General features: G+C 36.9%; 11 protein-coding genes. 6 read left to right on the top strand and 5 right to left on the bottom strand.

Going from position 1 to position 13,791, the window contains the following annotated elements; genetic code table 11:
• Positions 1–9: 9 nt before the first annotated feature.
• From mnmE to rpmH, 5 genes are all read right to left on the bottom strand, one after another.
• On the bottom strand, positions 10–1,398 hold the full coding sequence (mnmE, locus tag ACFX4R_RS18220; protein WP_080781575.1) for a tRNA uridine-5-carboxymethylaminomethyl(34) synthesis GTPase MnmE: 1,389 nt from the start codon (positions 1,396–1,398) through the stop codon (positions 10–12).
• A 305-nt stretch (positions 1,399–1,703) separates the two neighbouring features.
• Positions 1,704–2,333 (bottom strand): RNA-binding cell elongation regulator Jag/EloR, encoded by a 630-nt coding sequence (jag, locus tag ACFX4R_RS18215; RefSeq protein WP_043977608.1) that lies wholly within the window; start codon positions 2,331–2,333, stop codon positions 1,704–1,706.
• A complete protein-coding gene (spoIIIJ, locus tag ACFX4R_RS18210; protein WP_165575680.1) occupies positions 2,330–3,094 on the bottom strand; it encodes a YidC family membrane integrase SpoIIIJ in 765 nt (254 codons plus the stop codon). Before spoIIIJ ends, jag begins: the two co-directional genes overlap by 4 nt.
• Before the next feature lie 115 nt (positions 3,095–3,209).
• Positions 3,210–3,563, bottom strand: a complete 354-nt coding sequence (gene rnpA / locus ACFX4R_RS18205) for a ribonuclease P protein component (RefSeq protein ID WP_013059929.1) — start codon at positions 3,561–3,563, stop codon at positions 3,210–3,212.
• A gap of 110 nt (positions 3,564–3,673) precedes the next feature.
• Complete coding sequence (rpmH, locus tag ACFX4R_RS18200) at positions 3,674–3,808, bottom strand: 50S ribosomal protein L34 (protein ID WP_013059930.1); 135 nt, start codon at positions 3,806–3,808, stop codon at positions 3,674–3,676.
• A gap of 754 nt (positions 3,809–4,562) precedes the next feature.
• Between rpmH and dnaA the strand changes: the two genes are divergently transcribed.
• The 6 genes from dnaA to gyrA all read left to right on the top strand — a co-directional run bounded on the left by dnaA (position 4,563) and on the right by gyrA (position 13,472).
• Complete coding sequence (gene dnaA / locus ACFX4R_RS18195) at positions 4,563–5,906, top strand: chromosomal replication initiator protein DnaA (protein ID WP_028411911.1); 1,344 nt, start codon at positions 4,563–4,565, stop codon at positions 5,904–5,906.
• A gap of 186 nt (positions 5,907–6,092) precedes the next feature.
• Positions 6,093–7,229, top strand: a complete 1,137-nt coding sequence (gene dnaN / locus ACFX4R_RS18190) for a DNA polymerase III subunit beta (RefSeq protein WP_013054821.1) — start codon at positions 6,093–6,095, stop codon at positions 7,227–7,229.
• Between the two features lie 100 nt (positions 7,230–7,329).
• On the top strand, positions 7,330–7,545 hold the full coding sequence (gene yaaA, locus ACFX4R_RS18185) for a S4 domain-containing protein YaaA (protein ID WP_013054822.1): 216 nt from the start codon (positions 7,330–7,332) through the stop codon (positions 7,543–7,545).
• Positions 7,546–7,559: 14 nt separating this feature from the next.
• The gene (gene recF, locus ACFX4R_RS18180) at positions 7,560–8,678 is read left to right on the top strand and encodes a DNA replication/repair protein RecF (RefSeq protein WP_043977615.1); all 1,119 of its coding nucleotides are present in this window, start codon (positions 7,560–7,562) and stop codon (positions 8,676–8,678) included.
• 240 nt (positions 8,679–8,918) lie between these two features.
• Positions 8,919–10,835 carry a DNA topoisomerase (ATP-hydrolyzing) subunit B gene (gene gyrB, locus ACFX4R_RS18175; RefSeq protein ID WP_025752397.1) on the top strand — a complete coding sequence of 639 codons (1,917 nt, stop codon included), beginning with the start codon at positions 8,919–8,921 and terminating at the stop codon, positions 10,833–10,835.
• A gap of 126 nt (positions 10,836–10,961) precedes the next feature.
• A complete protein-coding gene (gene gyrA, locus ACFX4R_RS18170; protein WP_025752396.1) occupies positions 10,962–13,472 on the top strand; it encodes a DNA gyrase subunit A in 2,511 nt (836 codons plus the stop codon).
• Positions 13,473–13,791: the final 319 nt, after the last annotated feature.

Here is a 13,791-nt window from a genome sequence, read left to right as displayed (position 1 = left end):
TTTAATAATCTATTTTCCTAAACAGAATTGAGAGAATAACTGATCAATTAAGCTTTCGTGAACAGCATCACCAATAATTTCACCTAATAGTTCCCACGTTCTTGTTAAATCAATTTGGACGATATCGATTGGAACACCACTTTCAATGCCTGTGATGGCCTCATCGATAGCTCCTCTTGCTTGCGTTAAAAGCGCAATATGTCTCGTATTAGATAAATATGTTAAATCTTGAGATTCAATTGTTCCTCCAAAGAAAAGAGCTGCGATTGCTTCTTCAAGCTGATCTACTCCTTGTTCTTGAAGAAGCGAAGTCGTAACTACTGGATGATCACCAGCAAATTTCTGCACTTCCTCTAGATTAATTTTTTGCTCAAGATCTGTTTTATTCACAATCACGATAACGTCCATGCCTTTTACAGCTTCAAATAGCTTTTTATCTTCGTCCGTTAGTTCTTCATTAAAATTCAACACAAGCAAAATTAAATCTGCTTCTTTCAAGTACTGACGGGAGCGTTCCACACCAATTCGTTCTACAATATCTTCTGTTTCACGAATTCCAGCTGTATCAACTAATCGCAGAGGAACTCCTCGCACATTGACGTACTCTTCGATTACATCTCGCGTCGTTCCAGGAATGTCTGTGACAATGGCCTTTGCATCTTGCACTAAACTATTTAAAAGAGAAGATTTCCCTACATTAGGACGTCCAATAATAACCGTAGCCAATCCTTCTCTTAAAATTTTTCCTTGATGAGAGGTTTGAAGAAGCTTATCAATTTCTTGGCGTACATTTGAAGCTTTTTCGATCAATACTTGGTGAGTCATTTCCTCTACATCGTCATATTCTGGGTAGTCAATGTTTACTTCTACATGGGCAAGTGTTTCGAGAATTTCCTGCCGTAAATGACGTACTAGCTTGGACAAACGCCCTTCCATTTGGCCAATCGCCATATTCATCGCTTTATCTGTTTTGGCACGAATTAAATCCATGACAGCTTCTGCTTGTGACAAGTCTACTCGACCATTTAAAAACGCTCGTTTTGTAAACTCACCCGGCTCAGCTAAACGGGCACCATTTGCAATAACTAACTGCAGCACACGATTAACGGATACAATTCCTCCGTGACAGTTAATTTCAATAATGTCTTCTCTAGTAAATGTCTTGGGACCTTTCATAATGGAAAGCATCACTTCTTCGACGACTTGCTCTGTCTTGGGATCTACGATATGACCGTAGTGAATAGTATGAGAAGCTACGTCTGTTAATCGTTTGTTCGAAACGCTTTTAAAGATACGATCTGCAATCGTAATGGCTTCTTCACCACTCAGGCGGACGATGGCAATAGCTCCTTCTCCCATTGGTGTAGAAATGGCCGCAATTGTATCAAAATCTAGCACCAACTTCACCTCATTTCATTTTATAAACCTTTTATTTTAAACGATGTTATATACTATCATCGTTAACAATTTTCCACGAACAAAAACATCTATTTTAAGGCCCGTAATTTGTATGAACCAAATAAATAGAATACCACAATTCACCGATTTGGAACATCTCTAACGTTCTTCTGTTATACACAGTAAGAAAAACAGGCAGTATGTACTATTTTAACTTATCCACATGTGAATAACAACGTATGTAACTTGATTTTTTGAACGCTAGCTTGATAAAAGTAAACATAAAAAAGCACTAGCGCATTTTGCTAGTGCTTTTTTCCGACGGGCTGAACCAAAATACTTCTTTTTGGTTCTTTTCCGACAGAGTGTGTCTCAACTAAAGAATTTTTAGCTAACACTTGGTGAATCATTTTTCTTTCATGCGAAGGCATTGGTTCTAGTTGAACAGATCGATTCGTTTTAATCGCCTGATTTGCTATTTTTAATGCCAGTTTTTCGACCATTTCTTTTCGTTTTTCTCGGTAGCCTTCTGGGTTTAATACAACATTTAAAAATTGCTGACTGTATCGATTAGCTACCAGTTGTGTGAGAAGCTGGAGCGCATTAAGGGTTTGTCCATGTTTTCCAATCAACATTCCCGCAGAATCACTACTAATCTCAATTATGCAGTTTCTCGAGGTTTTTTTGACGTTCGTATGAATCGAAATCCCCATTTTACGGCTAACATTTGTAATAAAATGAACCGCTTCCTCTACAGGGTCAACTATTTTTGTAACTTTTACAACTGCAGGTTTTCCCTTAAAGATTCCTAAAAATCCTTTTTTGCCTGGTTCAATTATTTCTACATTTGCTTGATTTCGCTCTACTTCTAAAGCATCTAATGCTTCTTGAACAGCAGCTTCAATCGTCTGGGCCGTAATTGTGATTTCGTTCATTTTTTAACCCCTTCAATATTCGCTTGTTTTAAGTCTGGCCCTTTAATGAAGTAGGTTTGAATAATCATAAATAGATTTCCCACTACCCAATAAAGAGATAAGGCGGCTGGAAAATTGATTGCAAAAACCACAATCATAATCGGCATAACCCAAAGCATCATAGCCATTTGAGGATTTTGATTTGCATTTCCGGCCATCATCATCTTTTGCTGAATAAACGTTGTGATTCCTGCGACAATTGGTAAGATAAATAGCGGGTCACGCGTACCTAAATCAAACCATAAAAAGCTGTTGTTTGCGATTTCTGACGTTCGTGTAATCGCGTGGAAAATCCCAATAAGAATGGGCATTTGAATTAGAATTGGGAAGCACCCAGCTAAAGGATTTACTCCGTAAGTTTGGAATAATGCCATCGTTTCTTTCTGCAATTGCTGCTGCGTCTGGGCATCTTTTGAACTGTACTTCTCCTTTAACTTCTGCATTTCGGGCTGAAGTGTCTGCATTGCTTTCGTGTTTCTCATCTGTTTAATCATAAGCGGTAGAATAAGTAAGCGAATCAGGATTGTGACAACGATGATCGCAACTCCATAGCTTTTAAATACCTCCGCCAGATACGTAATGACTAATGACAGCGGATACACAACATACTCATTCCAAAAACCTTTACTATCATCTGTAATAGGTTGGTTAATTTCCGTACAACCCGCTAAAACAGTTAATAGAAAGATAAGCGTTATCCCTAAAAACAACTTCTTCTTCACCTGTTTTTCCTCCTTCTACATGTTCACCTTTCAATTCTGAAAGTGCGTCAAAATCCATTATATAAGGATGCAGTAGAAAAACAACAGCTATTAAAGGCTTTTCTTCTATTGTTTATTAATCGTTTTGTCTATGTGTAAGTAATTTGCCACGCTTAAAGACATGCTGCAAGCTGCTTTTAATTTCTTCATAGCTCATTGTTGCAGCAGGCTGCCTTGCAATTACAATATAATCTTTGTCTTGCTTCAAATACGGTGTGAATTCAAACATAATTTGTTTAGCAAGGCGCTTAACTCGATTACGAGTCACGGCATTTCCAATCTTTTTGCCCACGGAGAATCCTACGCGGAAATGTTCTTGATCCGGTTTGTCTAGAACATACAAGACAAATTGGCGATTCGCTACGGACTTGCCCTTTTTAAAAACTGTTTGAAATTCATCATTCTTTTTTATACGATATCTTTTTTTCATTTTTAACAACTCCTGCCCTTTTTCAGGTCATGCTTTTATGTAGTCCCTACAGGAACAGAGGTGATTTTAGTCTTATAAAGCGAAAAAAGACCACTGGCGTCAGTGGTCTATTATGCTGATAATACTTTTCTTCCTTTACGACGACGACGAGCTAAAACTTTACGTCCATTCGCTGAGCTCATACGAGCGCGGAAACCGTGTACTTTACTGTGCTTACGTTTGTTTGGTTGGTAAGTTCTTTTCATCTATAAACACCTCCTCGAGGAATAACTGAAAAAGACAGTCCTTGCAATTATAATGAAAAGACTAAGAAGATGTCAATGTTATTTAAAAAATAAAATTTTCAATCTCTTGGTTTCATTATCTGTTTTACTCAATCTTCTTCATTCTAATATCTTTATAACCCAATTGTCTATACCTAATCAATAAAATTCATTGATTTATTAAAGAAAAAATTTTTCCTTTTCATCTCTTTTTCTTTCTCTACCAGCTGTGATCGCATCGTTACTGAACAAAACTACAACAATAAATGTTATAAAAAGCCTCTTTTTTATTCAAATTCTTCTCTTAAACCTTTGTGGATAAGTTTTTTCGACATTTTTCTACTTTTCCATTTCTTATCGACAACTCATGCACACTATCTTGTGTTGTGGAAAACTTTTCTCCACAAGGTGTAGTGATTGTGGATAAGTTTCGAAAATTCATTGCATCATGCCGAATTCTTTGATATTATATTTTTGTTTTCACTCTTAATTACTTTTCCACAGTTGGTTTTTATCCACAAACTGTGGACAACTTGTGGACATCATTTCCACTATCACTGTATAAAGTTATCCACACCATGTGGAATCTGTCGAATAGTCGGCTTTCTTCTATAATATATATTTACCCACATAATAGCAATTGTATAAATATAAATTTTTTATGCATAAGGTTTTGTACAGGTTGTACAAGAGTTGTACAAAGCGCATAAAAGCTAGAAAAAGGAGGGATTGCTCGTTGGAAAACATTCATGATTTATGGAATAGAGCTTTAGATCAAATTGAAAAAAAATTAAGCAAACCTAGTTTTGAAACGTGGCTCAAATCGACAAAAGCTCATGCTTTACAAGGAGACACGCTCATTATTACTGCGCCTAATGATTTTGCACGGGACTGGTTAGAATCTAGGTATTCTAATTTAATTGCTGAAACGCTTTATGATCTTACGGGGGAAGAGTTAGATGTAAAATTTATTATTCCTCCTAACCAGGCCGAGGAAGAATTCGATATTCAAACTCCTAAAAAGAAAGTCAATAAAGACGAAGGAGCAGAATTTCCTCAAAGCATGCTAAATTCGAAGTATACCTTTGATACATTTGTTATCGGATCTGGAAATCGGTTTGCGCATGCAGCTTCTTTAGCAGTAGCAGAAGCGCCGGCTAAAGCGTATAATCCGCTTTTTATTTACGGGGGAGTAGGATTAGGTAAAACACACTTAATGCACGCCATAGGCCACTATGTGTTAGATCATAATCCTGCCGCGAAAGTCGTGTACTTATCATCTGAAAAATTCACAAATGAGTTTATTAACTCTATTCGTGACAATAAAGCAGTAGAATTCCGCAACAAATACCGTAATGTAGATGTTTTACTGATTGATGATATTCAATTCTTAGCAGGTAAAGAGCAGACACAAGAAGAATTTTTCCATACGTTTAATACGCTTCACGAAGAAAGCAAGCAGATTGTCATCTCAAGTGATCGACCGCCGAAAGAAATTCCTACACTTGAAGATCGACTTCGCTCTCGCTTTGAATGGGGCCTTATTACAGATATCACACCACCAGATTTGGAAACACGAATTGCTATTTTGCGTAAAAAAGCAAAAGCGGACGGCTTAGTTATTCCAAATGAAGTTATGCTTTATATCGCCAATCAGATTGATTCAAATATCAGAGAATTAGAAGGCGCACTTATTCGTGTAGTAGCTTATTCTTCACTAATTAATAAAGATATAAACGCTGATTTAGCAGCAGAAGCATTAAAAGATATCATTCCTAGTTCAAAACCTAGGGTTATTACGATTCAAGACATCCAACAGATTGTTGGACAAGAATTTAATATAAAATTAGATGATTTTAAAGCGAAGAAACGTACAAAGTCAGTAGCGTTTCCTAGACAAATTGCCATGTACCTTTCTCGCGAACTAACAGATTTTTCGCTGCCTAAAATTGGAGAAGAGTTTGGCGGGCGAGACCATACTACTGTCATCCATGCTCATGAAAAAATTTCAAAACTTGTTCAAACAGATACTGACCTACAAAAACAAATTAAAGAAATAAGTGAATCACTAAAAATATAGGCTTTTTTTACTTGTATTTTGTGTATAAGTGAGTTAGGATTGTACACAGTCTGTCCACATGTGGATAGGCTGTGTTCTCACGTTTTTAGGGGTTATCCACATTTCCACAGCCCCTATTACTACTACTATCTTAAAATATAATAAATAATAAGCTTTTAAACCTACTTTTAAGGAGGATTAATTATTATGAAATTTATCATACAGAAAGACTATCTAGTTCAAAGCGTTCAAGACGTTATGAAAGCTGTATCTTCTAGAACAACCATTCCAATTTTAACGGGGATTAAAATTGTAGCGACTGAAGAAGGTGTTACCTTAACAGGAAGTGATTCTGATATCTCGATTGAATCGTTTATTCCAAACGAAGAAGAAGGAAAAGAGATTGTTGATATCCAAAAACCAGGCAGCGTTGTTCTCCCAGCTCGTTTCTTTAGTGAAATCGTCAAAAAGCTTCCTAAAGACATTGTAGAATTAGACGTCCAAAGTCACTTCTTAACAATCATTCGTTCAGGAAAAGCTGAATTTAACTTAAACGGTTTAGATGCAGAAGAGTATCCTCATTTGCCACAGATCGAAGAAAACAATATGTTTAGATTACCGACAGACTTATTAAAAAACATGATTCGACAAACTGTCTTTGCGGTGTCCACCTCAGAAACACGACCTATCTTGACAGGTGTAAACTGGAAAGTCGATGGCAAAGAATTAACGTGCATTGCCACTGACAGCCACCGCCTAGCTTTGCGAAAAGCGACCATTGAAACTGGAAATGAAGCAACGTATAATGTGGTTATTCCAGGTAAAAGTTTAAGTGAATTCAGTAAGATCCTTGATGATTCTCATGAATTAGTAGACATTGTTATCACGGAAAATCAAGTATTATTTAAAACAAAACATTTACTATTTTTCTCAAGATTGTTGGACGGAAATTATCCTGATACTTCAAGATTAATCCCAGCTGATAGTAAAACGGATGTTATATTGAACGTAAAAGAATTCTTGCAATCGATTGACCGCGCTTCTTTATTAGCTCGTGAAGGAAGAAACAACGTAGTAAAACTATCTACGCTGGATGAGGGAATTGTTGAAATTTCTTCTAACTCTCCTGAAATCGGAAAAGTAATTGAAGAGGTACAAAGTCAGTCTATCTCAGGAGAAGAATTAAAAATTTCTTTTAGCGCAAAATATATGTTAGACGCATTAAAAGCGCTCGAAGGAACAGATATCAAAATTAACTTCACTGGTGCGATGCGTCCATTTGTCATTCGAACATTAGAGGATGATTCAATGCTGCAGCTGATTTTACCAGTGCGAACATATTAAATCTCAGAAAGCTACTAGCATGCCGTACTAGTAGCTTTCTTTTCTCAAGGAGAATTATTTAGTAAAATAGAGGTACATCATTAGAAAGTGAGAGAGTCGCATGAAAACAGAAGTTAAAATTTCAACTGAATACATTACGCTTGGCCAGTTTTTAAAACTAGCAGACGTCATTCAAACAGGTGGAATGGTAAAATGGTTTTTAAGTGAGCACGAAGTATATGTAAACGGGGAGCTAGAAGAGCGCCGCGGACGTAAATTATATGCAAATGACGAAGTGGATATACCGGCTGCAGGATCATTTGTTGTCATTACTTAAAGTTGGTGAAACGTTTGTATATTAAAGAAATTACTTTAACAAATTACCGAAACTATACGAAGACAACGATTCCTTTTGAAAATAAAGTAAACGTCATTTTGGGTGAAAACGCACAGGGTAAAACAAACGTGATGGAATCGATCTTCGTATTATCTATGGCTAAATCTCATCGTACATCCAACGATAAAGAATTAATTAAATGGGACTGTGAGTATGCAAAGCTATCTGGCATTGTAGAAAAGCATAGAGGGCCTGTTACACTGGATTTAGTCATCTCAACAAAAGGGAAAAAAGCAAAATATAATCACATTGAGCAGAAAAAACTCAGTCAATATATAGGGTCAATTAACACTGTCATGTTTGCTCCGGAGGATTTGAACTTAGTTAAAGGGAGTCCGCAAGTAAGGCGCAAATTTATCGATATGGAGATTGGTCAAGTTTCGCCTGTTTACATGCATGATTTAAGCAGGTATCAAAAGATTTTGCAGCAAAGAAATCAATATTTGAAGCAGCTGCAGACAAAAAAACAAACGGATCTTTCACTTTTAGACGTACTTACGTTACAGTTAAGTGAAATGGCGGCGAAAATCTTAAAAAAACGTTTTGAGTTTTTACGGTTACTCCAACAGTGGGCAGAGCCTATTCATAAAGGGATCAGTCGAGACTTAGAAACATTAAAAATTGAGTATAAGAATTCAATTGATGTATCAGAAGATGCAGATTTGTCGAAAATGTTAGAAGCATATCATCAAAAGTTTGATAAAATAAAAAGTAGAGAAATTGATAGAGGTGTCACCTTAGCAGGACCACACCGTGATGATCTTCTTTTCTACGTTAATGAGAAAGACGTTCAAACATTTGGTTCACAAGGGCAACAGCGGACGACTGCTTTATCGTTAAAGCTTGCTGAAATTGAGTTAATTCATCAAGAAGTAGGTGAATATCCAATCTTGCTTTTAGACGACGTATTGTCTGAATTAGATGATTTTCGTCAATCACACTTGCTAAATACCATTCAAGGAAAAGTTCAGACGTTTGTAACGACAACGAGCATTGAAGGAATTCATCACGAGACCTTAGAAAAAGCCGCTACATATCACGTAGAAGCTGGCCAAATTCAAAAGGTCAAATAGCAATTGATCTGTCTAAAAACTTTTCGCAAGGCAATCTAACTGAAATATGATATCATTATAGTTTTAAGTCTATATATTTCAACTCGTACCCTCGATTATGAAAATTTTGTGCATAAGTAAACAAATTGCAAATACATTAAAGGCTCCGTATTATTTCCACATAATATTCGAAAAACATAATACAAAATGATAAATACAGCAGTTTGCTGTTAAAAAAAAGTGTAGGTGATACATTTGACGATGGAACAAAAAGAAGTACAAGCATATGAAGCTGATCAGATACAAGTATTAGAAGGATTAGAAGCTGTTCGTAAACGTCCGGGGATGTATATTGGATCGACGAGCGCAAAGGGTTTACATCATCTTGTATGGGAAATTGTAGATAATAGTATTGATGAAGCGCTGGCCGGCTATTGCGATGAAATTAATGTTATTATCGAAAAGGATAATAGTATTACAGTCAAAGATAACGGTCGTGGAATTCCGGTTGGTATTCAAGAAAAAATGGGCAGACCTGCCGTTGAAGTTATCTTAACGGTTCTTCATGCCGGAGGTAAATTTGGCGGCGGCGGCTATAAAGTATCTGGTGGATTACACGGTGTAGGTGCCTCAGTTGTTAACGCACTTTCTACCTCTTTGGAAGTGCACGTACATCGTGACGGTAAAGTTCATTATCAAAAATATGAACGAGGTGTACCGGCTGCTGACTTAAAAGTAGTTGGAGAAACAGATAAAACAGGTACTGTTATTCAATTCCGTCCAGACAGTGAAATTTTTACAGAAACGCTTGAATACGATTTTGACACGTTAGCTAATCGTCTGCGTGAGTTAGCTTTCTTAAATCGCGGCATTAAAATTACGATTGAAGACAAACGTGAAGAAGATAAAAGACGTGAATATCACTATGAAGGCGGAATTAAGTCTTACGTTGAACACTTAAACCGTTCGAAAGAAGTGATTCACGAAGAGCCCATCTATATTGAAGGTAATCGAGACAACATTTCTGTAGAAATTGCTATTCAATATAACGATAGCTATACAAGTAATTTATATTCTTTTGCAAACAACATTCACACATATGAAGGTGGAACGCACGAAGCAGGATTTAAAACAGCGTTAACGCGTGTAATTAACGACTATGCACGTAAAAACAGCGTATTTAAAGACAGTGACGCCAATCTAACGGGTGAAGATGTTCGTGAAGGAATTACAGCTATCATCTCTATTAAGCACCCAGATCCGCAGTTCGAAGGACAAACAAAAACAAAGCTGGGAAATAGTGAAGCAAGAACAATTACTGACTCTGTGTTTGCAGAACACTTAGAAACTTACTTGCTAGAGAACCCTATTGTGGCGAAAAAGGTAATTGAAAAAGGTTTAATGGCTGCAAGAGCAAGAATGGCGGCTAAAAAAGCTCGTGAGCTTACACGCCGTAAAAGCGCGCTTGAAATTTCAAACTTACCGGGTAAATTAGCAGATTGTTCATCAAAAGATCCTTCTATTAGCGAACTTTATGTAGTAGAGGGTGACTCTGCAGGAGGTTCAGCTAAGCAGGGAAGAAGCCGTCATTTCCAAGCTATTTTGCCTTTACGTGGTAAAATTATCAACGTAGAGAAAGCGCGTTTAGATAAAATTTTATCTAATAACGAAATTCGTACAATCATTACCGCTCTAGGAACGGGTATTGGTGACGATTTTGATATTTCGAAAGCCCGCTACCATAAAATTGTGATTATGACAGATGCAGACGTAGACGGTGCGCATATTCGTACGCTTCTTCTAACGTTCTTCTATCGCTATATGAGACAGATTATTGAGCACGGATATGTTTACATTGCCCAGCCGCCTCTTTACAAAGTTACACAGGGTAAAAAAGTGGAGTACGCGTACAACGATCGTCAATTAGAAGAGGTATTAGCTTCTTTCCCTGAAGGCGCAAAACCAAACCTTCAGCGTTACAAAGGTTTAGGAGAGATGAATCCTGAACAATTATGGGAAACAACAATGGATCCAGAGTTCCGTACCCTTCTTCAGGTGAACTTGCAAGATGCAATTGAAGCTGATGAGACATTTGAAATTTTAATGGGCGACAAAGTAGAACCACGCCGTAATTTCATTGAAGAAAATGCTCAGTACGTAAAAAATCTTGATATTTAAATGAACGGTAATACCCTTTATATTTTTTATAAAGGGTATATAAACGTCAGGATAGAGATAGGGTCTATCCTGCGTTTACATATATATGAATTACTATACTGAACTTCGCGAAGGAGGTTCTTATCGATGTCAGATAAACCAAACTCTCAAATAAGAGAAGTAAATATTAGTCAAGAAATGCGCGCATCCTTTTTAGATTATGCAATGAGCGTAATTGTATCGCGTGCTTTACCAGATGTAAGAGACGGACTTAAGCCTGTGCACCGTCGTATTTTATATGCAATGAATGATTTAGGTATGGGATCGGATAAGCCATATAAAAAATCAGCTCGTATCGTAGGAGAAGTAATTGGTAAGTATCACCCACACGGTGACTCAGCTGTATATGAAACAATGGTTCGTATGGCACAAGATTTTAGCTATCGTTATATGCTAATTGACGGTCATGGAAACTTTGGATCTGTTGATGGAGATGCAGCAGCAGCTATGCGTTATACAGAAGCAAGAATGTCAAAAGTTTCGATGGAACTGTTACGTGACATCAATAAAGATACAATTGATTACCAAGATAACTATGACGGTTCTGAACGTGAACCAATTGTATTACCTGCTAGATTTCCAAATTTACTTGTAAACGGTTCAGCCGGAATTGCGGTAGGTATGGCGACAAATATTCCTCCGCATCAGTTAGGGGAAGTCATTGACGGCGTTTTAGCTGTAAGTCAAGACCCTGATATCACAATTGCAGAGTTAATGGAGATTATTCCAGGCCCGGATTTCCCAACTGCAGGACAAATTCTTGGGCGCAGCGGAATTCGTAAAGCTTATGAAACTGGAAAAGGTTCTATTATTGTTCGCGCAAAAGTAGAAATTGAAGAACAAAGCAATGGTAAACAAACTATTCTTGTTCATGAACTTCCATACCAAGTAAATAAAGCAAAGCTAATTGAAAAAATTGCCGAGCTAGCCCGTGATAAAAAGATTGATGGAATTACGGATTTACGAGATGAGTCTGACCGTTCGGGTATGCGTATTGTTATTGAAGTAAGACGTGATGCAAATGCGAATGTTTTATTAAACAACTTATATAAGCAGACATCTCTTCAAACAAGTTTTGGTATTAATACCCTTGCATTAGTAGATGGACAGCCAAAAGTATTGAACTTGAAGCAATGTCTACAGTACTACTTAGACCATCAGGTAGTGGTTATTCGCCGTCGTACTGAATTTGAACTTCGAAAAGCAGAAGCACGTGCGCATATTTTAGAAGGTTTAAAGATTGCTCTTGATAATTTAGATGCTGTTATTGCTTTAATTAGAGGTTCTCAAACAACAGATATTGCACGTGAAGGATTAATGACGCAGTTTTCGTTATCTGAAAAACAAGCGCAAGCTATTTTGGATATGCGCCTACAGCGTTTAACAGGATTAGAGCGAGAGAAGATTGAAGCAGAATATCAATCTTTATTAGCGCTAATTGCTGAATTAAAAGCTATTTTAGCAGATGAAGAAAAAGTATTAGAAATTATTAGAGAAGAACTAATAGAAGTAAAAGAAAGATTCAATGACGGCCGTCGAACAGAAATCGTAAGCGGAGGAGCTGAAATTATCGAAGACGAGGATCTGATTCCTCGCCAAGATATTGTTATTAGCTTAACGCACAACGGCTATATTAAACGCTTGCCTGTTTCTACGTATAAGAGTCAGCGAAGAGGCGGAAGAGGTATTCAAGGAATGAATACAAACGAAGATGATTTTGTTGAACATCTTCTAACAACTTCTACCCATGATACGATTCTCTTCTTTACAAATAAGGGAAAAGTTTACCGTACGAAAGGATACGAAATTCCAGAGTACGGAAGAACGGCTAAAGGGATACCTATTATTAACTTGTTAGAAGTAGACAAGGGTGAGTGGGTAAATGCCATCATTCGCGTCGATGAATTTGTAGACGATTGGTATCTATTCTTTACTACAAAACAAGGAATTTCTAAGCGTACACCTTTATCTTCTTTTGAGAACATTCGAAATAGCGGACTTATCGCCTTGAATTTAAGAGAAGAAGATGAATTGATTTCTGTTAAATTGACAGATGGTAAGCGCGATATGGTTATTGGAACGAAGAAGGGTATGTTAATTCGTTTTAATGAAAATGATGTTCGTTCAATGGGACGTACAGCCACTGGAGTTAAAGGGATCACTCTCGATTCAGAAGATGAAGTAATCGGTATGGAGATTCTCGAAGAACAATCAGATGTCTTGATCATTACGAAAAATGGTTACGGAAAACGTACGCCGATTGAAGAATATCGTGTACAAACAAGAGGCGGTAAAGGTTTAAGAACATGTAATATCACTGATAAAAATGGTGATGTTGTCGCACTGAAATGCGTATCTCAAGAAGAAGATATTATGCTTATCACAGTAAGCGGCGTTCTTATCCGTGTTTCTGTTTCAGATATTTCACAAATGGGCCGTAACACACAAGGTGTCAAAGTCATCCGTTTAGGAGACGAAGAGTTTGTTTCAACGGTTGCAAAAGTACAAACTTCAGAAGATGAAGACGAAGTTTTAGACGAATTAGATGAACATGAAGAGACAGATATAATAATTGAAGCTGAAGAAACAGAAGAATAAAAAAAGCCCCTGAAAAAGCAGGGGCTTTTTTTATGTAAAAAACCTTGCCATAGGCTTTTGATTTTGGTAATATATAAAAAGTCAGCAAAACATATATGAGTTTTTTAGTAGTTTTAAAAAAGTTATATAAAAGTGTTGACAACGATTCTTATAAAGTGTTATTATATAGGAGTCGCTTTAAGACAAGAGTTCTTTGAAAACTGAACGAAATAGTAAACGTCAACGTTAATTTTTATTTTTTAAATTGAGCAAGTCAAACATTTCTTCGGAGAGTTTGATCCTGGCTCAGGATGAACGCTGGCGGCGTGCCTAATACATG

Origin of the sequence: Priestia sp. YIM B13490, from assembly GCF_042787735.1 — a bacterium.
In the GTDB taxonomy this organism is placed as follows: Bacteria; Bacillota; Bacilli; order Bacillales; family Bacillaceae_H; genus Priestia; species Priestia megaterium.
This window is presented reverse-complemented; position numbering and strand designations above follow the sequence as displayed.

Coding starts and splice junctions, on each gene's coding strand:
- jag (WP_043977608.1), bottom strand. CDS start 2,333: ATGAACGAAATCACAATTACGGCCCAGACGATTGAAGCTGCTGTTCAA.
- rnpA (WP_013059929.1), bottom strand. CDS start 3,563: ATGAAAAAAAGATATCGTATAAAAAAGAATGATGAATTTCAAACAGTT.
- rpmH (WP_013059930.1), bottom strand. CDS start 3,808: ATGAAAAGAACTTACCAACCAAACAAACGTAAGCACAGTAAAGTACAC.
- dnaN (WP_013054821.1), top strand. CDS start 6,093: ATGAAATTTATCATACAGAAAGACTATCTAGTTCAAAGCGTTCAAGAC.
- yaaA (WP_013054822.1), top strand. CDS start 7,330: ATGAAAACAGAAGTTAAAATTTCAACTGAATACATTACGCTTGGCCAG.
- gyrB (WP_025752397.1), top strand. CDS start 8,919: ATGGAACAAAAAGAAGTACAAGCATATGAAGCTGATCAGATACAAGTA.
- gyrA (WP_025752396.1), top strand. CDS start 10,962: ATGTCAGATAAACCAAACTCTCAAATAAGAGAAGTAAATATTAGTCAA.